This window comes from Acinetobacter sp. YQ_14, from assembly GCF_043102985.1.
Classification (GTDB): domain Bacteria; phylum Pseudomonadota; class Gammaproteobacteria; order Pseudomonadales; family Moraxellaceae; genus Acinetobacter; species Acinetobacter venetianus.
The window spans coordinates 332,759-357,968 of the sequence record NZ_JBICJJ010000024.1 but is presented as its reverse complement, the minus strand read 5'-3'; the positions used below and the strand labels follow the sequence as shown (position 1 = coordinate 357,968).

Below are 25,210 nucleotides of genomic sequence, written 5' to 3'. Positions count from 1 at the left end.
AATTTATCAAAAAAGACTAAGTCTGATGGAGTTAATTATGAGCAACATTCGTCCATTACATGATCGTGTTGTGATTCGTCGTGTAGAAGAAGAAACGAAAACGGCTGGTGGTATTTTACTTCCAGGTTCTGCCGCTGAAAAACCGTCTCAAGGTGAAGTAATTGCAGTGGGTAATGGTCAGATCACTGACAACGGTGTTCGTGCTTTAGACGTTAAAGTTGGCGACAAAGTATTGTTTGGTACTTATGCGGGTACAACAGTTAAAGTAAGCGGTGAAGAACTCTTAATCATGAAAGAGTCAGACATCTTAGCTGTGCTTGAAGGCTAATCGACACATAACTCACATTTATTATCAGATTAAGTATTTAAAAAGATTCGGAGTTTAATATGTCAGCTAAAGACGTAAAATTTGGTGATTCAGCTCGCTCAAAAATGATTGCAGGTGTAAACGTACTTGCGGATGCAGTAAAAGTAACTTTAGGACCTAAAGGTCGTAACGTTGTTATCGATCGTTCTTTCGGTGCACCACACATCACTAAAGATGGTGTAACTGTTGCTAAAGAAATTTCTTTAAAAGACAAGTTTGAAAACATGGGGGCTCAACTTGTTCGTGAAGTTTCTTCTAAAACAAATGATATCGCAGGTGACGGTACAACAACTGCAACTGTACTTGCACAAGCAATCTTAAATGAAGGGATCAAATCAGTAACTGCTGGTATGAACCCAATGGATTTGAAACGTGGTATCGATATCGCAGTAAAAACTGTTGTTGAAAATATCCGTACTAACGCTAAACCAGCTGATGACTTCAAAGCAATTGAACAAGTGGGTTCAATCTCTGCAAACTCTGACACAACTGTTGGTAAGCTTATTGCGCAAGCAATGGAAAAAGTTGGTAAAGAAGGTGTTATCACTGTAGAAGAAGGTTCTGGCTTCGAAGACGCTTTAGACGTTGTAGAAGGTATGCAGTTCGATCGTGGTTATATCTCTCCATACTTCGCGAACAAGCAAGATACGTTGACTGCTGAACTTGAAAACCCATTCATTCTTCTTGTTGATAAAAAAATCAGCAATATCCGTGAATTGATTACCGTATTAGAAGCTGTTGCTAAAACAGGTAAACCACTTCTTATCATCGCTGAAGATGTTGAAGGCGAAGCGCTTGCTACACTTGTTGTAAACAACATGCGCGGTATTATCAAAGTATGTGCGGTTAAAGCACCTGGTTTTGGTGACCGTCGTAAAGCAATGCTTCAAGATATCGCGATCTTGACTGGTGCGACTGTAATTTCTGAAGAAGTGGGCATGTCTTTAGAGCAAGCATCTCTACAAGATCTAGGTACTGCACACAAAATTACTGTATCTAAAGAAAATACTGTAATCGTTGATGGTGCTGGTAATGCTGAGCAAATCGCTGAGCGTGTACAGCAAATCCGCGCTCAAATCGAAGAGTCTACTTCTGAATACGACAAAGAAAAACTTCAAGAACGTGTTGCTAAATTAGCTGGCGGTGTTGCAGTGATCAAAATCGGCGCAGCAACTGAAGTTGAAATGAAAGAGAAGAAAGACCGTGTAGATGATGCGCTTCACGCTACTCGTGCAGCGGTAGAAGAAGGTGTTGTTGCTGGTGGTGGTGTTGCATTAGTGCGAGCTGTAAATGTGTTAGATGGCCTAAAAGGCGCTAACGAAGATCAAACAGCTGGTATCAACATCTTACGTCGTGCAATCGAAGCGCCACTTCGTCAAATCGTTTCAAATGCAGGTGATGAGCCTTCAGTTGTAATCAATGCAGTTAAAGCGGGTGAAGGTAACTTCGGTTATAACGCTGCAACTGGTGAATATGGCGATATGTTAGAAATGGGTATTCTTGACCCTGCTAAAGTAACGCGTTCTGCACTTGAACATGCAGCTTCTGTTGCTGGTTTAATGTTGACTACAGAATGTATGATTACTGACATTCCAGAAGATAAACCAGCTGCTCCAGATATGGGCGGTATGGGTGGTATGGGCGGCATGATGTAATCACATCATCGTCTAAGTCGTAAAAAATCCCTGCAAATGCAGGGATTTTTTACGTTTCTAACATAGAAAATATTCTGAGAAAACGTTACTAATAAATTAATTCATATTAAAAATACATGAATCATACTTAAATTTTTATAAACGGTTTTTGGAGAAATAAATGTATAAATATTGCCTGTATATTCTGAGTTGTGGATTATTTATTCCCCATGCACAAGCAGAAAGTCTCAAAGATTCTTTCATTGGTGATACCAAAGTGTTTGTAAATATTTATGGGTTTGCTGCGGATATTGATGGAAAAATTGGTTATCAAGGAATGAATTATCATTTAGATCAACCATTCAAATATACGCTAGATTCATTAGATAAAGCATTAATGGGACATTTTGAAGTTGCTAAAGGTAAATGGGGCGTTTATTCAGATATTCAATACGTGAAGACTGAAGAAGAAAAACAGGTTTATTCATATCCGATTGCATTATCAACAAAAGTGAATTTAAGTAATTTAGGAATTTATTATCGAGCCTATGAGCAGTATCCGCAGGGAAAAGGTTTGGTGATTGAACCTACTTTGGGATTTAACTATACGGATTTAGAGGGGAATTTAGGCGCTTTGGGGAAAGTGGTTGCTGTAGGAAAAGATTGGTTTGAATACTTTGGTGGTGCGCGTTTGCGTTACAATACTGAATCTCCTTGGAACATTGCTGCTCAATATACTTATGGCACTGAACAAACACAAATTGCTCAAGCATATGTAGGATATCGCCAGAAAATATTTTCAGCACCTATCAACTTTAGAGTTGGATATCGTTATGTATCTCAGGATTATAAAAGTGGTAGTTTTAAATGGGATACTGAGCAGAAAGGCCTTGTAGTAGGGATTGGCTTCGCATTTTAGATCATTTTTATATCTGCATATATTTAACAATATGTTAGATATATGCCGAATGTTACGAAAATTAACCTGTAAAAATAATTAAAAAATAAATTTATTTAAGCTTATATCAAGTATTTTTATACCCCAATTGGGGAATGGATCACAAAATTATGATTCAGTAATGTATTACCTACTGACAATGTTTAATACATTCCCTTAATAATTCCTAATATTTATATATCAGAAATCATTAATGGAGTATTTAAGAAAAGTGTAGGAGTGAATATATGAATCAATTATGGAATAGATGTTTACATCAAAAAAATTATGGTGATGGAAACAAAGAATGCAATAAACTTTATGTACCTAAGCTTTCAATATTGGCTGTTGTTCTAACAGCAACCATGACGGGGAATAGTGCATTTGCATTGATAGAAGAAGATGTAAATGCTCCAAATTCTGTACAAGCGCCTAATGTGTTTGCTGATAGAGTTAATGCAAATCAAAGGATTGATACTAAAAGTTTAAATATTACTGAATTTGGTGGGACAACTTATACACAGTTAGGTGTGAAAAATAAACTCTTTTCAACAGAAAAAGAGGGCTTTATTAGCACTGGGAAGGTTGATGCTAGAGAGCTCAAAGTTAATGAAGACTTACTTGTTGGTGATGCAGATATTGATAATGGTCAGTTTTCTGTGGGTAAGGAAGGTATACTTTTATCATCAAAGGGACGATTAACAGATGCTTCTTTATATAATGCAGATGCAGCTTACACAAATATTAATCATTTAGCAGAAGCCACTACTGATTATCAAGCTGTCAATTTAAAACAACTTAAAGAGCAGGATGCTCAAACATTAGCTGATGCCAAAACATATATTGATGATACGACGACGACATTAAGAGCAGAAGTTACAGCCGAAACCGAGCGTTTAGATCAGGAAATTGCAAAGGTGACAAATGGTGATGCTCAGACATTAGCCGATGCAAAAGCATATACAGATAATACGGCAACAACATTACGTTCTGAAGCTGCAACCGAGTCTGCTCGTTTAGATAAAGCAATTGCAGATGGAAATACATCAACTTTAGCAAATGCAAAAACTTATACTGATAATACAGCAACAACATTACGTTCTGAAGCGGCAACTGAATCCGCACGTTTAGATCAAGCAATTGCAGATGGAAATGCGTCAACATTAGCATCTGCGAATAAAACGACGGCAGATATGGCTACAGTGATTCGCAATGAAGTGAAGGATACCAACGCAAAAACATTAGCAGATGCCAAGGCACATACAAATAGTATAGCAGCCACAACCTTAAACAATGCTAAACAATATACAGACCAAAGCAGTTCATCTGTTTTAGAACAGGCGAAAGCATATACGGATGCAAATGCAAATGGTTCGCCATTTGTAGCACTGCAAAGTAATGATGGTGATGAGTTAGCTAAAGCAGAAGGGATGCAATCTATCGCAATTGGCGTTGGTGCTGTTGCACAAGGTGAGCAGTCAATTGCGATAGGTGTGGGAAATCAAGTCACTGGGAATCATTCGGGTGCAATTGGTGATCCAAACGTCGTCAGTGGCAATGCTAGTTATGCTGTGGGTAATAACAATACAGTAAATGGAGATAATACTTTCGTTTTGGGTAACGATATAAATACTAATGCAACCAATGCAGTTGTGTTAGGAAATGCGTCCACATCTGATCGAGATAATACGGTTTCAGTGGGCTCTGTTGGTGGTGAACGTCAGGTTATTCATGTAGCTGCCGCTACAGCAGATTCAGATGCAGTAAATCTTAAACAAATGAATATGGCGGATACGGCAACTTTAGTATCTGCAAAAATGCATACGGATAATACCGCAACAACATTGCGCCATGAGGCAGCAGTAGAAAGTACACGTGTCAACAAAGCTATTGTTGATGGTGATAAAGCAACTCTGGCCAGTGCTAAAGGCTACACTGACACTCGTGTAGCTACTTTTGATCGTAGTATTAATCAATTAAACAATCGTGTTAATCAGTTAAATACTAGAGTTGATGATGTAGAGCGTACAGCTTACCGTGGTATTGCAATTGCATTGGCAGCTCAACAAGCTGTACCTAGTATTCAACCAGGTCAAGTTGCTGTATTTGGTGGTGTAGGCCATTATGAAGGTGAAACTGCCGGTTCTATTGGTGTCGTAACATCATTTACTGATCGTATTTCTGCTAGCGGGGCTTTGGGTTTCGCAGGTGGTAATGAATTCGGTGGTCGTGTAGGTGTTGCTTACGTTTTTGGCGGTAAGTAATAGTAAAAAATACTTAAGAAAACCTGAGTTTATAAATAAATTCAGGTTTTCTTTTAAAACAGTTCATTTTTAAGGTTGTTTCTACCCAGTAAAGAGACAACCCCTTTTTTATTTAAATAAAATAATTACCCAAGTAAAGAAAATAATGGCTAAAGAAACAAATTGAGCTGCGCTCCCCATATCTTTCGCATTCTTAGACAATTCATGTTTTTCCAAAGAAATACGATCTACAACAGCTTCGATAGCTGAATTAAATAACTCAACGATAATTGCTAATAGGCAAACAGCGACCATTAATGCTTGTTCTAACGCCGATACATGAACAAAGAAGCTCAATGGAATCAGAATTATATTGAGCAAAATGACTTGTCTAAACGCGGCTTCATGGCTAAAAGCGGCCTTGAATCCAGCAAGTGAATAGCCTGTCGCGTCAAAGATTCGTTTAAGACCATTTTTGCCTTTATAAGGAGAATAAAGAGACATAGTGAAAGGAGAAAGAAAGGGGGATAAGCCTATTATAAAATTAAAAATAGGATTCGGGATTGGCAATACATCGCAACAATGCACCAAAATTTTAGTGCTTATTGCAATATTGTATGCAAGTTAAACAGATTTGAATTGTCAATTTTGCCTATGCTAAGGATAATAAGTGCTGATTTTCTATAGGACAGTTCTGCATGAAAATTATCGCAGATGAAAATTTGGCATTTACCGATTATTTCTTCGCGGAATTTGCAGAAATTCAGCATAAAGCTGGACGAACACTTACACATGCTGATGTTGAAAATGCTGATGCATTGCTAGTGCGATCAGTCACAAAAGTAAATCATGATCTTATTGATCAAACAAAAATTAAGTTTGTGGGGAGCGCAACGATTGGGACTGACCATTTAGATATTCAAGCTTTAGAGCAAAAACATATTCGATGGAGTAATGCCGCGGGTTGTAATGCTCAAGCCGTAGCTGAATATGTAATTACTGCTTTATTGCATTTAAATATTGATCTATTAGAAAAAAATAAAGCCTTTACTTTAGCTATTATTGGTCTGGGCAATGTTGGAAGCCGTCTTGCTGTAATGGCACAACTCCTTGGTTGGCATGTGATCGGTTATGATCCATATGTACAACTTGATGGAATTGAAAATGTCGCTTTTGGGCAGCTTTTAAAAAGAGCTGATGCGATTTCAATCCACGTACCATTAACAAATTCAGGTGAATATCCAACACAGCATTTATTTAATCAAGCTGCCTTTGCTCAAATGAAAAATTCAACAATTTTAATTAATAGTGCGCGTGGAGCTGTGATTCAGCAATCTGCATTAATTGAAAATATTGAGCAGACAAAACGCCAAGTGGTATTAGACGTGTTTGAGTTTGAGCCAGAAATTTCACAGCAATTACTCGATCAGCTCGCTCTGGTAACGCCACATATCGCAGGTTATAGCTTGGAAGGTAAAGCGAGAGGTACACAGATGATCTATGAGGCATTTTGTAATACCTTCGGTTATAAGGCATCGAAACGATTTGAAAGCCAATTGCCTCATGTAGAACAGTATTTTGAGCAGCGTGATTTAAAAACTGCGCTCAAACAGCATTTGACTCAAATTTATAATATTGCTGAAGATGATCGACAACTTCGTGCTTGTGTTGATGCGGGCAAGGTTGAACAAACAGCGTTTGATCTACTGCGTAAGAATTATCCATTGCGCCGTGAATGGGCTGCACATGGAGGACCTAAAGCGTGAGTGGGGCTATGAATCGTTATCAACCGACATGTTCTATCGATGCACTCAAAGCACGTGCAGCAATGTATCAAAAAATCCGTCAGTTTTTTGCTGAGCGTGGTGTTTTGGAAGTGGAAACTCCTATTCTCTCACAGGCAGGCGTGACGGATGTTCATTTAGCATCAGTACAAGTGCAGCGTCATATTTATGGCAAGTTAAACACGCAATATTTGCAGACTTCACCTGAATTTCCAATGAAACGTTTATTGGCCAGTGGTAGTGGGGCAATTTATCAAATCTGTAAAGTATTTCGTGATGATGAACATGGTCGTAAGCACAATAGTGAATTTACAATGTTGGAATGGTATCGGCCAGCTTTAGATTTAAAAGGATTAATGCATGAAACAGCTGATTTACTGGGGCTTTGCCTATCACACCGTTTTGGTGAAGTTCGTCCTTATCTTTTAAGCTATAAGCATGCATTCCAAGATCGTTTAGAGATTAATCCTTTACAAGCAAGCTTAGAGCAGTTGAAGAGCGTAGCAAATCGAGTTGGATTGAATCTTGATCTAGGTGATGATCGCCTAGCGTATATGGATTTATTATTTTCCCATTTTGTTGAGCCGAGCTTAGGTTTTGATGGGCCTGTTTTTCTGACTGATTTTCCTCCTGAAATGGCCTCTTTAGCGAAGGTAAAACAAGATGAAGATGGGGAACTTGTTGCAGCGCGTTTCGAGGTTTATATCGAAGGTTTAGAACTTGCCAATGCATATGATGAATTGTTAGATGCAGATGTTTTAGCCGCTCGTTTTGAAGCCGATAATACTGAGCGGTTAAAGCAAGGTTTGCCAACAATTCCGACTGATCAGAACTTATTAGCGGCTTTACCTAATATGCCTGAATGTTCAGGAATAGCCTTGGGAATAGATCGTTTGTTGATGGTCTCGATGAATAAGATGAAGATAGACCAAGTGATTGCATTTCCAGCTGAAATTGCATAGTAAAAAGATCTTTAAACTATTTATAGAAACTGCATTAATAGCTGGATCAATCCAGCTTGCCGATTGGTTTTGGTCTTCTTAAAAATAGATTTTAGATGTTTTTTAACCGTATCTAACTGGATTTCATGAGAGAGCGCAATTTCTTTGGTCGTTTTGCCTTCTAGTAATTGCTCACATATCTTATGTTCCACAGGTGTAAACATAAATAATTGTGTATAAAGCTCTTTCTGATATTTAGGGCGGTGTTGAAGCCCAGAAAATGTTGCAAGTAAAACGGGACGTAATCCAAAAATTTTATGCGTCTTTTCTGGGCTAAGTAAGTCTAATGTTAGAAATAAATCATCGCTGAGCATCATGATTTTCGTCTGTACTTTACAATCAAGTTGTCTATGATTTTTATAATTTCTTTCTAATTCTATTAGGTTTTGATCAAACAGCTGCTGATGATGTTCATTCAGGCTAAAACGACGCTGTTTAATTTGAATCAGCTCATTATTTTCAAATAATTGTTCTGCTTCAGCATTTATCTCTAAGATATCACCATTTAGATTAATAATCGCAATCGGCTGCTTCATCTTTTGGATCAATTGTGATCCGAGAAGCGTCATTGTAGAATATTCAAAATGATGTCGATATTGCTGAATTTTTTGTTGTAAAACTGGCAAAATCTCATAGATCGGTTGTAATTCTGAACAATTTAAGCTACCTCGATCTTGGCTACTGAGGAAAGCTAAAATAACACAAACTTTTTGATCATATATGACTTGAATCGCAGAACAGAATCTTAAATCTAGGGGTTGTAATACTTGTTGATAGACTTCAGTTCGGGTGATTTCATGTTCTTGAAAATGTTGTGAACAATGCATCCAACCATTCATTGGTGCTAGTAACATTTTTTTTAAGCGAGGGTCATCATCTATGGCTAGACGGATTTGTTTTAAAGCGGCTTGTTCGAGTTGATTTTCATCAAGATTTACGCCGTGATGGACACTGAAAGACAGAGCTTGTACTTCCAGATCAACGGCTAAAAGCTGTGATGCTTGAACATTAAAATGGAGATTGAGCTGTTCTAGAAAATTAATCCAATCATCTGCATGTTGAACCTTATTCAATATTTCGGTAACGACACAGGGCTGGATTAGATTCATCTTAGAAATCCCATAAAAATGAATAAAATACATTTCCCTATATAGTATATGGGTTTTACGGAAATGAAATCTACGAAAAGAAAAATTGTGATGTTTTTTGCAATTATCTGATGGAGTAAATCTTATTTTAGATGCTTAGTAGGAGGTTTAGAATACCTAAGCCCATTGCAATGAGCTTAGGTGGGAAACTGATTAACAGCGACCTTTTTTCGCTTGACCAGGAGGACAGAAATTACCTGAACCACCATGATTATGATCTGGATCAACGACAACACTGCCGTGAGGTGTATGTACAGCACAACCTGATAATCCAACAAAGAATAATGCACTCAAACACAATAAAGTTTTTTTCATGATTTCATCCCAATCTTTATGTTTATTCCATAAAAACTTTAAGGGTATATTCGATTTTCTACTAGATAAAAAATGAAATTTTTAACTGATATTTGTATCAATCACGATATATAAAAGCCTCAAATATGAGGCTTATTTTCAATTGAATTTATTTTCAGATTTTAAAAAGGTAATTTAGTCAGTTGATTAAGGAAGTGTGGAATGACTCTAGGCTCTAATAAGATTGTCACGACGACACCATAAGCAGCTCCCCAAAGGTGAGCGCTGTGATTGATGTTGCTATTGCCGCGTTTCCCTGACCAGATGCTATAAGCGACATATAAAATTGCAAAAATAATCGCGGGTACTGGAATGAAAAATACAAAAATTAAGTTCCAAGGTTGAAACAGAATATAGGCAAATAAAACTGCAGATACGGCCCCAGAAGCCCCAAGACTTGCCCAACGTATATCATTTTTATGTTTCAAATAGCTTGGTAATATCGCAAAAATCAAACCACCAAGATAAAACAACACAAAGCCCATGTCGTAAAAAAATTGACGATAAAAACTTTCAATGATATTCCCAAAAAAGAACAGGGTAATCATATTAAAAAGTAAATGTGTACCATCAGCATGGACAAAACCATGGGTAATGAAACGATCAAATTGACCACGTTGCATTGCAGGAGGCCAAAAAATCAGACGGTTCATCACTGCCTGATTGGAGAATGCCAATAAAGAAATTGCAACTGTGATAATGATAAGAGTCACAGTATGGCTAAAGGGTAGATGTAACATAAATGTTTTAAATTGATCAGTGTCTAAGCAATAATGCCATTAAAAACTTAATAAACAATGATCTTGCATATAATTCCTACAAAAATGGTTGATTTTTTTTAATTACCCTCCATCTTCGGTTAATATAACGACATCAGCTTGAGGATTATTGTTATGTCGACTGAGAACACCAACACTGCTGTCGCAGAAGAAATTCCAAACCTTTTGATTACTCCCTCTGCACAAGAGTATTTACGTGATTTATTAGCAAAGCAAAATACTCCAGGAATTGGCGTTCGTGTTTTTGTAGAGCATCCGGGTACACCACGTGCAGAGTGTTGTATGGCTTATAGTGCACCTGAAGAAGTTGTGCCAACAGACTATAAGCAGGATTATCCAGACTTTCCAGCCTATGTAGATGCACCATCAATTCCATATTTGCTTGATGCTGTAATTGACTACAACAAAGATCGTTTTGGTGGACAATTAACATTCCGTGCACCTAACTCGAAGGTTCCACGTGTTGGTCCCGATGCTTCAATTGAAGAGCGTATTACTTATGTACTTCAATCTGAAATTAACCCGAGCTTAGAAGGGCATGGTGGTAACTGTAGTCTTGTTGAAGTTCAGGATGATGCAGAACACGGTCTAACTGCTGTATTAAAATTCGGTGGTGGTTGCCAAGGTTGTTCAGCGATTGATGTAACTTTGAAGCAAGGTGTTGAAACCACATTAAAGCAACACGTTCCTGAGTTACAGCGTGTCGTTGATCAAACTGACCATAGCCAAGCAGAAGGCGCATATTTTAAGTAAAAAAACTTGAAATATCATCTATTGGAAAAGGCCCTTTCGAGGGCTTTTTTCATGTCAGAAAAATATCAGTAAATATTTTTCTTTGTTTCATAACAAGATGTAGGAAAAAAAAGATGAATATATAAATAATAATAATTATCATTTGTATTGAGTTTTATTTATTTTTTGTTAGAATTCTCCTAAATTTTTTAAGCAAATCTTAAGGTTTGTCATGTTTAGGTGGGAATATGTCCAATAAATTAGCTCGTCAATCACTACTCGCCATTTCTGTTCTTGGTAGTATGATGGCAATCGCGAATGCGAACGATACTCAGACAAACGAAGTTACTCAACTAGAAAAAATTGTGATCACAGCAAGTGGTTTTGAGCAAGATATTAAAAAAGCTGCTGCTTCTATTTCAGTTCTCACACAAGAAGAAATTAATAAAAAAGCTTATCGCGATGTTACTGATGCGTTGAAAGATGTACCTGGGGTTGTGGTCACGGGCGGTGGAAGTTCAAGTGATATTAGTATCCGTGGTATGGGGAGTGCTTACACAGTCATCATGGTTGATGGAAAAAAAGTAAACACGCGTTCTGTAAGACCAAATAGTGATAACTCTGGAATTGAACAGGGATGGTTACCTAATATTGGTGCGATTGAGCGAATTGAAGTGATTCGTGGTCCAATGTCAGGCTTATATGGTTCTGATGCCATGGGCGGGGTAATTAACATTATTACCAAGAAAAATACCAATGAATGGACTGGATCAATTAAGCTAGATACGACATTACAAGAAAACTCAAAATCAGGAAATATTTATCAAACCAATGCATATATTGCAGGGCCTTTAATTGCAAATCTTTTATCTTTCAAGGCCAATGGTTTATATTCGCAACGTGATGAAGATGAAATTTATGGGGGTTATAGTGAGCAAAAAATTCGTGCAGGTGGGGCTGCATTAACACTTACGCCAAATGATCAACATACTTTTGATTTGGAATATCAACGTTCAATTCAAAATCGTGATGCAACGGTTGGCAAGAGTATTTCGCCAATTCAAACAGGCAGAAATCCACCAGTAAACTCACTCACAGATTATTACCGTACAGAATACAGTTTGACACACCGTGGTACAGTTGGTGCAGTGGAAACACATTCTTATATCCAACGTGAGGAAAATGAAAATCCATCACGTAATATGGAAGCGATTAATACGACATTTAATACAATCAATAAAATTAATTTTGATCGTCACAGTCTCAGCTTTGGTGGGATGTATTTAAAAGAAGAATTAGAAGATAAGGGCAATCAATTAAGCATCGGTGGTTCTACACCTGTTTCGAGCTTAGATCGTTATAGCTGGGCACTATTTGCTGAAAATGCATGGAACATTGTGGATGATTTCACTTTGACAACTTCATTACGTCTAGATGAAGACGAGAAGTTTGGTGATCATTGGAGTCCAAAGGTTTATGGCGTTTGGGGTTTAAATGATAACTGGGTGATTAAAGGCGGTGTATCTACAGGCTATAAAACACCAGCATTGCGTGCAACCGTTGCTGAATGGGGACAAGCAACAGGCGGTGGACAAAGTAAGGGAGTTATTGTCGGTAATCCTGATCTAAAACCAGAGAAAAGTGTGAACTATGAAGTGTCATTTAACTGGGATAATTTAGATAACTTAAATGCTGGATTAACACTATTTAATAGTGAGTTTAAAGATAAGATCACTGAAGTTAGAACTTGTCAGGGTGAAAATGTTGGTGCGTTAGAGTGTGATTGGTTAGGTGAAAAATTTGACTTTGTTAGCTTACGTGAGAATGTTGATAAAGCGAGCATGCGTGGTGCTGAATTGACGTTTGGTTGGCAGGCTCTACCAAATGTAAATGTATCTGCAAATTATACCTTCACGGATACAGAGCAAAAAAGTGGTATTAATAAAGGAAAACCTTTAAATGAAATGCCAAAGCATATGTTCAATACAACTGCTGACTGGGAAATTAATGATCAATTCTCAAGCTGGGGACGTGTCAACTATCGCAGTAAAACATCTGATTATTTGAGTCGTACCGCAATGGCAAAAGGTAAACCTGCTTATACGATGGTTGATGTTGGATTGAACTATAAGCCAACACAAAACATCGCAGTTGCAGCAGGTGTTTATAATTTATTTGACAAAGAGATTGATAAAGATACCTATAACTATGTTTTAGATGGTCGTCGTTATAATCTCGGTGTGACTTATAGCTTCTAAGTTGATTGCAAGAAAGGTAAGGTGAATTTGCCTTATCTTTCTTGTTTTAAAATACTCATCACTTGTTCAGAATAATAAAACTTTTCTAAATAAGAATGTGCTCTTTCTCTTAAATAACCTGTTTCAATCACTTGCTTTAAAACTGGCTCTAATAATTTGCTTAGCTCATTTTGAATTAAGTCTTCATCGATATTGAGATCACGTAACAATAGATCAAAGCTTCGCTCTTGATTGCGTGCATACCATGCATAAACACCGTCATGAACTTGCTGTTTTAAATACGGTGTTTGACGAATATGCTCCCAAATTTCATGTCCCATACCTACGGTTTTGGGTAAATCCTGAACTTCTAAATAATTACGTAAAACTGATAATGGCATGACTTTAATTTTATGCCAAAGATTTGCCTGAAAATGATATAGTTTTTCATCATTAAAGTGTTGATTTAAAACATTTTCACTCATTTGGCTAATCTTCAAAATGTTCTTTTGTAAATAATGCCCGATAGTATCATTTAGGTTTGAGTCAGTGACTGTTTCTAAAACAGATTTCCCCATTTTCATAAAGTGACCCACACCAGGTACACGTTTAGAGATAACAGAGTTATCTAAATAGTCTTGAATTGAGTGTTGGATCAGTTGAGTGACTAATGCTGAGAACGCAGGATTATTGACAATCGTTTTAATGAGCCGTTGACGATGACCACTTTTACTCGCAACGTATTGCGCGATTGAATCAATGGTCAGTACAGGAATTACATCTTCGATTGTAGTTTGATCATTTAACGGATGAATTAAAGCAAATCGGATATGTTCAGCAATTTGTTCGACTAAAAAAGAACTCGCAGGCGTTGCTAAAATTTGTTTTTCGATCAGATCAATAATCTGTTCAAATGACCAAATATGCTGAAGTTGTTGTAAACGCAACCAATGATAGAACTGCTTTAACTCATGTTGAATAGTTTCAGCTTGTGCAAATTCATGATCTAAAAAATCAAGTTGTGCATCAATCAGTTGTTCTATCATTGGATGTTTAGACATAAAAGCTCAAATAATGATTTAAATTATGGTGATGGGGCAGTTGCAGGTTTTTGCGCCTGAATCTTGCTTAAAAATGGTAAATATTGCTGAACCACCAATTGATCTGCTTCTAATATTGGCATGTGACCAACATTATCCAAAATCACTGGGGTCTGTGCATTTTTCAGCAGGGATTTTAACTCAGGTGCTACTTCAACATTAATAATTTTATCTTGTTTGCCCCATAAAATCAGTGTTGGGGCATCAATTGATTTCGCAAGTAAAGCAAAAGAGTCAGGCGTAAAGAGCTTATTGAGCGCAATAATTTGATCAACCATCTTTTGTGTTTCTTCAACTTGCCCAATCATCATTTTTTCTTGTGCTTGCGCAATTTCTTTCGGAATGAATGGTGGCGAGTACATCGCTTGTTGCATTAAGTAATTAAAATCACCTTTCTTGCTCACAATCATATTTTTAACTTGAGCTGGATCTTTTAGGTAAGGTGTGGTCGCTGACTTATAAACACCTGCTGCATCGATTAAAAACAGGCTTTTCGTTTCGAATGGATACTGACCAGCGTAGAGCATTGCAATTGAGCCACCTAATGAATGTCCTGCGATATGAGCTGGACCTGTAAGATTTGCAGCTTCAATAAAACGACGTAATTTTTCTGTGACGTTTGGAACAGAATAATCAAATTCTTTAGGGACTTTTGTTTCACCACTGGCAGGCAGATCAGGAATGATCACATGATAATTTGCCGTTAAAGCATGTGCCACACGATTCCAGTTATCACGACTTCCAGCTAAGCCGTGAATTAAAAGAACAATTGGCTTACCAGCTTGTCCGCCTTCGCTGTATGACCACGTAATATCGCCAACTTTTAAAGTTTTGGTTTGTAAGCCTGCCCAAGCACGTTCTTGTTGTAATAAATTTTGAAAACTCATTTCAATTTCAGCAGCTTGTGTAGTTTGAATTGCCATCGCCCCAAGGCTACAACTGAGTAAAAAAGCTGTAAATGTTTTACGAAATGGTATCGGTAATAGGGTATTCATCATCATTGTTCTATCCTTGATTTATTTTTAAACCAATTGATTATTGTTGAAGTTTCCAGCTGAGTCATTTGCATAATCTACAAGGGTCTGGAAATTCTTGCCAATGAAATGAGTAAATTTCCACTATTTCCTTGATGAAAACGACAGCCTTTAACTTGAGAGTTTTTATTTTTGTCAGTGACTTTCGAACATGTCCACATTAAACTATTTTTTCATGTCAATCATAGATGGATTTAAGCATGCTCACCGCCCAAGAAACGCTAGAACGATTAAAAGCTGGTAATGCTCGTTTTGTGAAAGGGGAAGCAACCCAACAGAAACTACTCTCTCACCAAGAGCGCGCCGAAATGGCCAGTGAACAAAATCCTTTTGCAATTGTTTTAGGATGTTCAGATTCTCGAGTACCAGCTGAAATGGTATTTGACCAAGGGTTAGGGGATTTATTCGTTATTCGTGTTGCGGGCAATGTTGTTGCGCCATCGCAAGTCGGAAGTGTTGAGTTCGCAGCTGAGCGTTATGATTGCGCCGTTGTTGTTGTATTGGGTCATAGCCACTGTGGTGCGATTCAAGCAACGATTGATACCTTAAAAAATCCAGATCAACCACCATCATCAAATCTAATGTCGATTGTCAATCGTGTGCGTCCTTCTGTAGAAATTTTAATGCAGACTGAATTAAAGGATGATTTGAAAAAATTGTCTGCACATGCTGTTCGTTCAAACGTATTTGCATCAGTGAATCAATTACGTCACGGTTCAGCTGTGCTTGAAAGCTTGATTGAAAAAGGCAAATTGATTGTAGTGGGTGCTGAGTATTCTTTAGAAACTGGTGAAGTGATTTTTTTTGATTTCTAACGACTCATAGATTTCGTCATAAAAGGTGCTTATAAAGCACCTTTTATGTATGGGTAGGCGAGATTGAGTAGAATCGGTTGAGCTTTCGCATTTGGATGGGTTTGATCGTTTTGGATCAAACTTTTATTTCCCGCTACACCTTCAAGAAAAAATGGCAGTAGCTTGATCTTATATTGCTGACTTACAACTTTATAATTATTTTCAAAGGCAGTGCTATACGCTGTTCCATAGTTTGGTGGTATCTTCATACCAAACAGTAAAACTTTGGCTTTTTGTTTCTGACTGAGTTGTACCAATTGCGCCAAGTTTTTTTGAATCATTTGCGGTGGCTGACCGCGTAAACCATCATTACCGCCAAGTTCGATTACAACAATTTCTGGTTTATAGGTCTGTAGTAGTTTTGGCAGTCTCGCCAGCGCACCACTTGTTGTTTCTCCACTGACACTTGCATTGACCACTTTATGTTGTTTCGGATACTGTTGGTTTAAGCGTTGTTGGAGTAAATGAACCCAACCTTGTTTTGCATCAATACCATAACCTGCACTCAGGCTATCACCCAAAATTAAAATAGTCTTTGCAGAAACCAATGTTGGTACTAAACATAGAGTGATTGTTCCAAGCGTTTTTGATACCGACAAGATAACTTTAGATATTTGCATAGCACTTCAAATTTGTCCTAAAGGATACGTGACATCATGCCACAAGCGATTATTTCTGCCCAAAAAGTTACACAAAATATTCAAATCAATCAGCAAAATCTCACCATCTTAAAAGAGATTGATTTAGAGATTTATGCAGGTGAGCAAATTGCCATTACAGGACGTTCAGGTTCAGGGAAATCGACTTTACTCGGTATTTTAGCAACACTAGATCGTCCGAGTGACGGTGAATTATGGGTGTGTGGAAAGGCTGTGCATTCGTTGACTGAAGAGCAACGAGCGCAGGTTCGCTTGGAGAATATTGGTTTTGTTTTCCAATCATTTCAATTGTTGCCACAGCTTAGCGCATTGGAAAATGTGATGTTACCTTTGCGTCTACAGCCTGATTTTCATTTTAAACAAGCTGAGCAAAAGGCTTTGGCTTGGTTAGAGCGAGTTGGATTAAGTCGTCAGGCTCAACAAACACCTAAAGTTTTATCAGGCGGTGAGCAACAACGCGTTGCGATTGCACGAGCATTGATTGCTGAGCCAAAAATTATTTTTGCAGATGAACCTACAGGCAACTTGGATGGGCAAACAGCGGAAGAAATTGAACAACTATTATTTGATTTAAATCATGAGTTGGGCACAACTTTAGTGTTGGTAACGCATGATCAAAATTTAGCAGCGCTGTGTCAACGTCATGTCACACTTGTGGATGGTCAGATTCAAGAAATTGTAAAGGCTGAGGAGAGAATATGAACTCGATCCTGAAACCTTTACTGTTACAAAGCTTTCGCACAGGTGGTTTATATTTACTGATCATTGCACTGTCAGTGGCTATTAGTGCGACAACCGCTTTAAAGTTCAGTAATACTCAAGTTCAGAATGCAGTAACGCTTCAAGCTGCTGAAATGCTGGGTGCAGATCTCGTTCTATCTGATAATCAACCGATTCAAGAAAATTGGCATGAACAGGCAAAAAAACTCAATTTAAAACAGGCTTCGGTCACGCTGTTTGGTTCAATGGCGCATACTCAAGATCAATTTGTCATGGTGAATGTCAAAGCCATTGATGGCGCTTTTCCGCTTCGTGGGCAGCTTGAGATTGCACCAAAAGCTCAGCAAATAAAACAAGGAGAGGTGTGGTTGAGTCCCCGTGCGATGGATCTTCTCGCCGTGAAACTGGGGGATAATGTTGCAATTGCTGATGGTGAGTTTAAAGTCACAGGTCTGATTGAACATGATTCAAATCAAGAGCTTGGGTTCTCAGGTTTTTCTCCAACCGTAATTATTCATCAAGCTGATATTGCTAAAACCAATGCAATTCAAGTTGGTAGTCGTATCGAATATCGCTTATTGATGGCTGGAGAACCAAATGCTGTCGATGCTTATAAGAAGATATTTAGGCAACAAATTGACCCTGAATCCGATAATCAAAAAGTAGAGTCACAAGCAGAAACAGCCGAACAAACATCACTTAAGTTACGAGATGCAAGTCAATCCAATACAAGATTGATGAAGCCCATAGAGAATTTAGATACTTTTCTACAGCTTGCCAATCTTTTGACGATTCTGCTATGTGGTATTGCGATTGCTTTAACGAGCCAGCGTTATGTACAACAAAACCAAGATCATATTGCACTGATGCGCTGTTTAGGCGCGAGTAAGAAGCAGATTTTATCGGCTTACATTATTTTGCTTGGGATTGTGAGTTTGATTTCGATTGCACTTGGTAGTTTGATTGGGATTGGCTTGGGATATGGATTGTTGCAGTTAATGCTACAGTTGATTCCTCAATTGCAGCTGAGCTTTGCGGTAAGTGATTTACTCATGGCTTTGCCTATCGCCATTTTTACCAGTGTAATGGTGTTGATCGGTTTTATTCTGCCAAGTATTTGGGAGCTGTTAAACACTCCGCCTATTCGAGTCATTCGTCAACAAGAACGTTCTCGTAAGTCCTATGTGGCGATGTTCGCCGTGGGGATTTCCAGCCTTATTGTTTTCAGTTTGGTATTGAGTGATAACTTACAGTTAAGCCTTTTGGTTTTAGTGGCGATTCTTGTGCTATGTACTGTGCTTTTTGCGATGATCTGGTTGCTGTTAAAAGCCATTAAACGATTAAAGCATCCTTTGTCAGCTTATGTACGTACACCGCATCAAACGGCATTACAAATCACGGCATTAGCACTTGGTTTAAGTTTAATTACGGTTTTAAGTGTATTAAGAACAGATTTATTACAACGTTGGCAGCAACAATTACCAGAAGGAACGCCAAACCAATTTGTATATGGTTTACCTCCATTTGATATGCCTCAATTTAAACAACAGCTTGAGCAGAATAACTGGTCTTCAACACCACTATATCCGAACATTCGAGGGCGATTAATTGCGAAGAATAATCAAGCATTTTCTCCTGAGTTGATTAAGCAAAATAATTCACTTCGACGTGAATTGAATCTGACGCAAGCGAGTGCATATCCGACGGACAATGTCATTACACAAGGCAAAGCAAATTTCAGTGCAGTAGGGCAAGTTTCTGTTGAAGAAAAATTAGCCACTGAGTTAGGCATTAAAATTGGTGATCAATTACGCTTCAGCTTGCCTGAGGGAATATTAGAAGCCAAAGTAATTAATCTTCGCTCAGTGGAATGGGAAAGTTTTAGTCCCAATTTCTTCTTTATTTTCTCTCCTCAAACCATGGATGAGAATGCAGGAAGTTATTTAGGCAGTTTTTATGTTCCGACAGTCGATCAGCCAAAAATGGTACAGCTCATTCAGCAATTTTCCAATACGGTATTTATTGATGTTGGGCGGATATTGGATGAAGTTAAACGCTTGATGAATGTATTGGTTCAGATCGTGACGGTATTGGCTGTGCTTGTTGGCATGTCAGGTGTGTTGGTTTTAATTGCCTGCTTAAATGTATTAATGGATGAGCGCCGTAAAGAGGTTGCATTATTGCGTTCATTTGGTGTCGCTAAAAATAAATTAAAGCGGATGCTCAGCTTAGAGATTGGTTTTATTGGTTTACTTGCTGGTATTGTGGCGTGTTTATTTGCAGAGGTAATCAGTGCAATTGCAAGTTATAAGATGCAAATGGCAGTCCAATTGCATCCAGAAATTTGGTTTATTTTACCTTTAGCAATGATGCTGGTATGTACTTTAATTGGACGATATCGTCTGAGTTATTTATGCGATATTCCGCCATTACAAAGTTTAAGAGAAATCAATCAATCTTAAAAAGTCAGTTGATTTTGACGAAGAATCTCATCCCATAATGGGGTGAGACCTGTACTTAACTGCGTACAATAAAAATAGAATCCAGCAAGTAATACGCTACACAGAACCAGTGCAATCATTTGTATAGTAACTTTACGTTGAGTCTTTTGACCGAAATACCAAAGACTTGCAAGCAAAGCCCCCATGATCATGCCGCCGATATGGGCTGCATTGTTAATTCCTGAAACCGTAAAACCAAAGATTAGGTTGATCGCCATCACCATAACTAGAGATTTTTTATCTAACCAAAAACGTTGTCTTGGTAATGCTGGAAATAATGAAACAGCGGTCAGTGCTGCGCCCAGCCCCATGACTGCTCCTGATGCACCTGCACTGATATGAGGGAGCAAGCTTGGGTCAAAATGTTGTAAGAGTTGATAACCGTCACGAATACTCAGATAGCTAGAAAGTACACTTCCCATCAAACCCGCAAGAAAATACATACCGATATAATAGGAACGACCAAATAACTGCTCAGCGACACTGCCAAATATATAGAGTGCCCACATATTTAACATTAAATGGATCAATCCAAAATGGAAAAACATGCTGCTAAAAAGGCGTTCAGGCTCACCCGAAAAGGTGAGTGGTGTAAAATCGGCGCCCCAAGCGATTGCATCCATAGGGGATGGGTCGGTAATATTCACACCTGTAAGGATTTGCCAACCAAATAATCCAACATTGACCGCAATTAAGATTGCAGTAAACCACCATGTTTGTATTTGCAATTTTTGATTGATTTGTGGTGGAGTCGTTTCAGTCATATGTTTGAGCTAGCCATGAATATGAAAAATAGCTTAGCATGAATTGACGGGACGAGACATGGATCATATGTCATAACGCCGATGTCCGAAGGAGTGAAGCACTTTAATGAAAGCCTTTTTAGCACGTACAGTCATGTTGATTATTGGGGTAATTCTGCTCATCCAGCTATGGATTTTTTCTAGCTTGGTGTGGTGGAGAACACATCCTGTTCAAACAACAATGTTCATGCGGCTAGATTATTGGTCGGATTTCAAGCCTATTCAGCAAGAATGGCGTGATTACGATGACATTAGTGATAACTTCAAGCACGCAATCTTAGCTGGTGAAGATGCGAAGTTTATTCATCATCATGGCTTTGATTGGGCGGGTATCCAACATGCTTTAGAACGGAATAGTGAAAAAGGTGAAGTGGTCGCAGGCGGCTCTACGATCTCACAACAACTTGCCAAGAATTTATTTCTCTACAATCAACGATCATTCATCCGTAAAGGTCAGGAAGCCGTAGCTACTTGGATGATGGAGCGTATGTGGTCAAAGCGTCGAATCCTAGAGGTGTATATGAACTCTGTGGAGTTTGGACAAAATATTTATGGCGTTGAGGCAGCAACTCAGTTTTATTATGGAAAAAGTGCAAAAAGTTTAACGCGTGAACAAGCTGCATTTTTAGCTGCTTTATTACCGAATCCTAAATATTACCAAGACCATAGAAATGATCGTAAGTTGCAATATCGCAAACGTGTCATTTTAAAATATATGAATGGTACACAAATTCCTCAATAGTTCATTTTATTTAAAAAAAGCCTAATATTTTTGGGCTTTTTTACCAAAATGACATAATTTTGCAGCATACTTAAACGATCACTTGATAAATTAAAGCGATAAGGTTCGGTATGAATACTGCAGTGACGACAACAGCGCCAATAGAATATAGTTACAACGATCGTTATATAAATCGTGAACTTTCGATTCTCGATTTCCATTTACGTGTACTAGAACAGGCGGTTGATCCACTCCATCCCTTGTTAGAGCGGATGAATTTCTTACTCATCTTTTCGCGTAATTTAGACGAGTTTTTCGAGATTCGTGTTGCTGGCATGATGGAACAACTGACTTTAGGCAATGAAAGTCGCACTCCTGATGGTTTGACACCTAAACAAGTTTTGGATGAAATTTCTAGAACTGCACATGCGGCAATCGAACGCCAATATCGTATTTTAAATGAAGAAATCTTACCGAAGTTACGTGAAGAAGACATTTGCTTCTTACGTCGCGGTGAGTTAACACCTGCACAATCTGCTTGGATCAAAAAGTATTTCCAAGAGCAAGTAGCGCCAGTATTGACACCAATCAGCCTTGATCCAGCGCATCCATTTCCTCGCTTAGTCAATAAAAGCTTGAACTTCATTGTTACTTTAGAAGGCAAAGATGCCTTTGGTCGTCAAATTGATTTAGCCGTTGTTCCTGCGCCGCGTTCACTGCCTCGTGTTGTCCGTTTACCAGATGAGCTGACCGATGGTAAAGAACACCATGTCATGCTTTCTGCGATTATTCACGAGCATGTTTCTGATCTATTCCCAGGCATGACAGCAACAGGTTGTTATCAATTCCGTGTGACGCGTAATGCCGATTTAGCATTGAATGAAGATGTTGAAGATCTTGCTAAAGCGTTAAAAGGTGAGTTGAGTTCACGTCGTTTTGGCCGAGCGGTACGTTTAGAAGTAACGCATAATTGTCCAAAACATATTTATGAATATTTACTGGACGAGTTCGACTTAAACGAAGAGCAGCTTTATCGTGTTGATGGGCCAGTAAATTTAGCGCGTTTACTTTCAAATTTTAAACGTCCGCATTTACGTTATGACTCACATACACCTGTGATTCCAAAAGCATTCAAAAAATCGGAAAGCATTTTTGCTGCAATGCAAAAGCAAGATATTTTGTTGCATCATCCATTTGAATCATTTGCACCAGTCATTCAATTGTTACGTGAAGCAGCACGTGATCCGCAAGTGCTTGCAATCAAGCAAACACTTTATCGTAGCGGTGTAGATTCTGAGATTGTACAAGTGCTTGCCGAAGCTGCGCGTAACGGTAAGGAAGTGACCGCAGTTATTGAGTTGCGTGCTCGTTTTGATGAAGAATCAAATATCGAGGTTGCTAACGTATTGCAAGAAGCAGGTGCAGTCGTTGTATATGGCATTGTAGGCTATAAGACTCACGCTAAAATGATTTTAGTGGTACGCCGTGAAAATAATAAATTAGTACGCTATGTACATTTGGGAACAGGTAACTATCATGCCGGTAATGCACGTATTTATACTGATTATGGTTTGATGACGACAGATAAAGATGTCTGTGAAGATGTGCACCGTATTTTCCAAGAATTGACTGGTATGGGGAAAATGGCGAAGCCGAAAAAGCTGCTTCATGCACCATTCACTTTACATGCTCAACTGATTAACTTCATTGACGATGAAATTGCCAATGTAAAAGCTGGTAAACCTGCGCAGATTATTGTGAAAGTGAATGCACTGACCGAAGTTCAGCTCATCAATAAATTGTATGAAGCTTCACAAGCGGGTGTACAAATTGATTTGATCATTCGTTCGATTTGTTGTTTACGTCCGGGTTTACCAAACTTGTCAGAAAATATTCGTGTTCGCTCAATTGTTGGACGTTTCCTAGAACATACACGCGTGTTTTATTTTAGTAATAATGGTAATCCACGTATTTATGGTTCAAGTGCAGATTGGATGGATCGTAACTTATTCAACCGTGTAGAAGCATGCTTCCCGATTGAAGATCCAGTTTTGAAAAAGCGTATCTATCAACTAGGTTTATTGAACTATCTAAAAGACAATCAACAAGCGTGGTTGTTGCAAGGTGATGGTGTCTGGGAGCGCGCTAAACCTGTTGAAGGTGAAGAGCCACATAATGCGCAACAGACTTTGTTGGATGCGATTAAGTAATTAAAATTAGACATCTTATGGAGATTCTTCAACAAGATGTCTTTAAAAAACCGATCGATTTGAGATCGGTTTTTTATTGTCTGTTTAGTTACTTTTGATTTCTAAAACCAATTGATTTACTAGATCAGCAGCTTCGAGTTCCCGAATTTGAGCAACATTACTACCTGCCCAAAATGCACCATAACTAAAATCATGTTGTTGATTGGCAATCGCCATCAACTGTTTGGCTAAATCATATGTGTATGGGTAGGCAGGTACATTTGGTCGGTCAGGACGATCAATTTCAGTATGCCAAGTCCCGATCAGACCTCGTGCAGGGCGACCTGATAAGCTAGCACTAATTTGGGTAATATTTTGATTAAATAATGCTTTACGATATGCAGCATTCGCACTTGAGCTTTTACATTGAACAAAGGCTGTGCCTAATTGAACAGCTGAAGCACCAGCTTTCAACATTTGCTTTGCTTGTTCGCCATTCATGATGCCACCAGCAGCAATTACAGGTGTTGTGCAATGTTTAGAAATTAGCTGCACCAGATCTAAGGTTTTGATTGCAGCATCAAAATGTTGATTAAATATTCCTCGATGTCCACCTGCTTCGATCCCTTGAGCAATAATCAAATCAATTCCAGCAGCTTCAATTTGCTGCGCTTCGATCAAGTTAGTTGCAGATACCATTGTGATAATACCTACATCTTTTAATGCTTTAATTTGATGAGGATGGGGAATCCCAAAATGGAAACTCACTGCTTTAGGTTGCGTTTCTAAAACAATATTTAAGAAATCATCATTATCCAAAAAGCTTGGATAAATACAGTTCAGTTGTGTCGGTGGAGTTGTGCCAAATTTTTCAAAATGTGGAGAAATATATTCAATCCATTGTTGTGCGATGTCTGGATTGAGTGATTCAGATTGATGACAGAAAAAGTTTACTTGGAATGGTTTTTCAGTCAGCGCTTGAGTTTTTAAAATAAGCTCCTTAGCTGCCGAAGGTGTATTCGCGCCTAAACCCAATGAACCTAAAGCTCCCTGATTAGAAACTTCAGCAGCAAGTTCAGGTGTAGAAACACCAGCCATTGGTGCAAGAAAAATAGGATGTTTAATTTCTAATAATTCTAAAATTGTCATGTCATATATACCTAATTGGTTTTGATTCAACATAGCTTAAATATCAAAAAAATAGCAAATAATACTGGTTATTTCTTTTTAGAATGGAGATACATGCATTGTTTATCTATCTGAAAATAAAAAGATGTTTGGCTAATGAATTAACCAAACATCTGACAATATTATCGATTATTGATAGGCTAAAACCAGTAAGGCTTTAAATAGGCCAGCAATAATTGCTAAACCTACAAAACCCACGATCCATAAGCCGATAAACCATTTGAT

Annotated in this window: 22 protein-coding genes; 13 read left to right on the top strand and 9 right to left on the bottom strand. The window is 38.2% G+C overall.

Going from position 1 to position 25,210, the window contains the following annotated elements; genetic code table 11:
- The first annotated feature begins 37 nt into the window (after positions 1 to 37).
- From groES to ACF8D3_RS14870, 4 genes are all read left to right on the top strand, one after another.
- Complete coding sequence (gene groES, locus ACF8D3_RS14885; protein ID WP_004652030.1) at positions 38 to 328, top strand: co-chaperone GroES; 291 nt, start codon at positions 38 to 40, stop codon at positions 326 to 328.
- A 59-nt stretch (positions 329 to 387) separates the two neighbouring features.
- Positions 388 to 2,022: a chaperonin GroEL gene (groL, locus tag ACF8D3_RS14880; RefSeq protein ID WP_004878354.1), complete on the top strand. Its 1,635-nt coding sequence runs from the start codon at positions 388 to 390 to the stop codon at positions 2,020 to 2,022.
- Positions 2,023 to 2,182: 160 nt separating this feature from the next.
- Entirely contained in the window at positions 2,183 to 2,920 is a 738-nt protein-coding gene (locus ACF8D3_RS14875; protein WP_392472163.1) for a hypothetical protein, read from the top strand.
- 266 nt (positions 2,921 to 3,186) lie between these two features.
- Positions 3,187 to 5,202 (top strand): YadA-like family protein, encoded by a 2,016-nt coding sequence (locus ACF8D3_RS14870; protein ID WP_392472161.1) that lies wholly within the window; start codon positions 3,187 to 3,189, stop codon positions 5,200 to 5,202.
- Between the two features lie 108 nt (positions 5,203 to 5,310).
- Here ACF8D3_RS14870 and ACF8D3_RS14865 read toward each other — a convergent pair whose 3' ends face one another.
- Positions 5,311 to 5,685, bottom strand: a complete 375-nt coding sequence (locus tag ACF8D3_RS14865) for a diacylglycerol kinase (RefSeq protein WP_019383919.1) — start codon at positions 5,683 to 5,685, stop codon at positions 5,311 to 5,313.
- Between the two features lie 194 nt (positions 5,686 to 5,879).
- On the opposite strand from ACF8D3_RS14865, the gene ACF8D3_RS14860 reads away from it, so the two are divergent.
- Positions 5,880 to 6,947, top strand: coding sequence for a 4-phosphoerythronate dehydrogenase (locus ACF8D3_RS14860; protein ID WP_392472159.1), 1,068 nt, complete (start codon positions 5,880 to 5,882; stop codon positions 6,945 to 6,947).
- An 8-nt stretch (positions 6,948 to 6,955) separates the two neighbouring features.
- A complete protein-coding gene (epmA, locus tag ACF8D3_RS14855; RefSeq protein ID WP_392472157.1) occupies positions 6,956 to 7,927 on the top strand; it encodes an EF-P lysine aminoacylase EpmA in 972 nt (323 codons plus the stop codon).
- A 20-nt stretch (positions 7,928 to 7,947) separates the two neighbouring features.
- Here epmA and ACF8D3_RS14850 read toward each other — a convergent pair whose 3' ends face one another.
- The 3 genes from ACF8D3_RS14850 to ACF8D3_RS14840 form a co-directional block, all read right to left on the bottom strand.
- Complete coding sequence (locus ACF8D3_RS14850) at positions 7,948 to 9,075, bottom strand: helix-turn-helix transcriptional regulator (protein WP_392472155.1); 1,128 nt, start codon at positions 9,073 to 9,075, stop codon at positions 7,948 to 7,950.
- A gap of 192 nt (positions 9,076 to 9,267) precedes the next feature.
- A complete protein-coding gene (locus tag ACF8D3_RS14845; RefSeq protein WP_004878361.1) occupies positions 9,268 to 9,429 on the bottom strand; it encodes a hypothetical protein in 162 nt (53 codons plus the stop codon).
- A gap of 161 nt (positions 9,430 to 9,590) precedes the next feature.
- Complete coding sequence (locus ACF8D3_RS14840) at positions 9,591 to 10,208, bottom strand: rhomboid family intramembrane serine protease (protein WP_392472154.1); 618 nt, start codon at positions 10,206 to 10,208, stop codon at positions 9,591 to 9,593.
- Between the two features lie 153 nt (positions 10,209 to 10,361).
- Here ACF8D3_RS14840 and nfuA point away from each other — a divergent pair, with 153 nt between their 5' ends.
- The gene (nfuA, locus tag ACF8D3_RS14835) at positions 10,362 to 11,000 is read left to right on the top strand and encodes a Fe-S biogenesis protein NfuA (RefSeq protein ID WP_004878363.1); all 639 of its coding nucleotides are present in this window, start codon (positions 10,362 to 10,364) and stop codon (positions 10,998 to 11,000) included.
- Positions 11,001 to 11,227: 227 nt separating this feature from the next.
- Positions 11,228 to 13,237, top strand: coding sequence for a ligand-gated channel protein (locus ACF8D3_RS14830; protein ID WP_392472151.1), 2,010 nt, complete (start codon positions 11,228 to 11,230; stop codon positions 13,235 to 13,237).
- A gap of 32 nt (positions 13,238 to 13,269) precedes the next feature.
- On the opposite strand, the gene ACF8D3_RS14825 is transcribed toward ACF8D3_RS14830, so the two are convergent.
- Both ACF8D3_RS14825 and ACF8D3_RS14820 read right to left on the bottom strand, forming a co-directional pair.
- Positions 13,270 to 14,277, bottom strand: a complete 1,008-nt coding sequence (locus ACF8D3_RS14825) for a hypothetical protein (protein ID WP_392472149.1) — start codon at positions 14,275 to 14,277, stop codon at positions 13,270 to 13,272.
- Positions 14,278 to 14,300: 23 nt separating this feature from the next.
- Positions 14,301 to 15,314 carry an alpha/beta fold hydrolase gene (locus tag ACF8D3_RS14820; RefSeq protein ID WP_392472229.1) on the bottom strand — a complete coding sequence of 338 codons (1,014 nt, stop codon included), beginning with the start codon at positions 15,312 to 15,314 and terminating at the stop codon, positions 14,301 to 14,303.
- A gap of 236 nt (positions 15,315 to 15,550) precedes the next feature.
- On the opposite strand from ACF8D3_RS14820, the gene ACF8D3_RS14815 reads away from it, so the two are divergent.
- Positions 15,551 to 16,165, top strand: coding sequence for a carbonic anhydrase (locus ACF8D3_RS14815; protein WP_004878368.1), 615 nt, complete (start codon positions 15,551 to 15,553; stop codon positions 16,163 to 16,165).
- Between the two features lie 29 nt (positions 16,166 to 16,194).
- Here ACF8D3_RS14815 and ACF8D3_RS14810 read toward each other — a convergent pair whose 3' ends face one another.
- Entirely contained in the window at positions 16,195 to 16,818 is a 624-nt protein-coding gene (locus ACF8D3_RS14810) for an arylesterase (RefSeq protein ID WP_392472227.1), read from the bottom strand.
- 42 nt (positions 16,819 to 16,860) lie between these two features.
- Between ACF8D3_RS14810 and ACF8D3_RS14805 the strand changes: the two genes are divergently transcribed.
- A complete protein-coding gene (locus tag ACF8D3_RS14805; RefSeq protein WP_392472147.1) occupies positions 16,861 to 17,565 on the top strand; it encodes an ABC transporter ATP-binding protein in 705 nt (234 codons plus the stop codon).
- Positions 17,562 to 20,045 carry an ABC transporter permease gene (locus ACF8D3_RS14800; RefSeq protein WP_392472146.1) on the top strand — a complete coding sequence of 828 codons (2,484 nt, stop codon included), beginning with the start codon at positions 17,562 to 17,564 and terminating at the stop codon, positions 20,043 to 20,045. The genes ACF8D3_RS14805 and ACF8D3_RS14800 overlap by 4 nt, the downstream gene beginning before the upstream one ends.
- Here the strand turns inward: ACF8D3_RS14800 and ACF8D3_RS14795 are convergent.
- Entirely contained in the window at positions 20,042 to 20,848 is an 807-nt protein-coding gene (locus ACF8D3_RS14795; protein ID WP_392472144.1) for a rhomboid family intramembrane serine protease, read from the bottom strand. The genes ACF8D3_RS14800 and ACF8D3_RS14795 overlap by 4 nt on opposite strands.
- A 106-nt stretch (positions 20,849 to 20,954) precedes the next feature.
- Here ACF8D3_RS14795 and mtgA point away from each other — a divergent pair, with 106 nt between their 5' ends.
- Both mtgA and ppk1 read left to right on the top strand, forming a co-directional pair.
- A complete protein-coding gene (mtgA, locus tag ACF8D3_RS14790) occupies positions 20,955 to 21,629 on the top strand; it encodes a monofunctional biosynthetic peptidoglycan transglycosylase (RefSeq protein WP_019383930.1) in 675 nt (224 codons plus the stop codon).
- 110 nt (positions 21,630 to 21,739) lie between these two features.
- Positions 21,740 to 23,818 (top strand): polyphosphate kinase 1, encoded by a 2,079-nt coding sequence (gene ppk1, locus ACF8D3_RS14785; RefSeq protein ID WP_392472141.1) that lies wholly within the window; start codon positions 21,740 to 21,742, stop codon positions 23,816 to 23,818.
- An 84-nt stretch (positions 23,819 to 23,902) separates the two neighbouring features.
- Here the strand turns inward: ppk1 and ACF8D3_RS14780 are convergent, their stop codons facing one another.
- Positions 23,903 to 24,946, bottom strand: a complete 1,044-nt coding sequence (locus ACF8D3_RS14780; RefSeq protein ID WP_392472140.1) for an NAD(P)H-dependent flavin oxidoreductase — start codon at positions 24,944 to 24,946, stop codon at positions 23,903 to 23,905.
- Between the last annotated feature and the right edge of the window lie 264 nt (positions 24,947 to 25,210).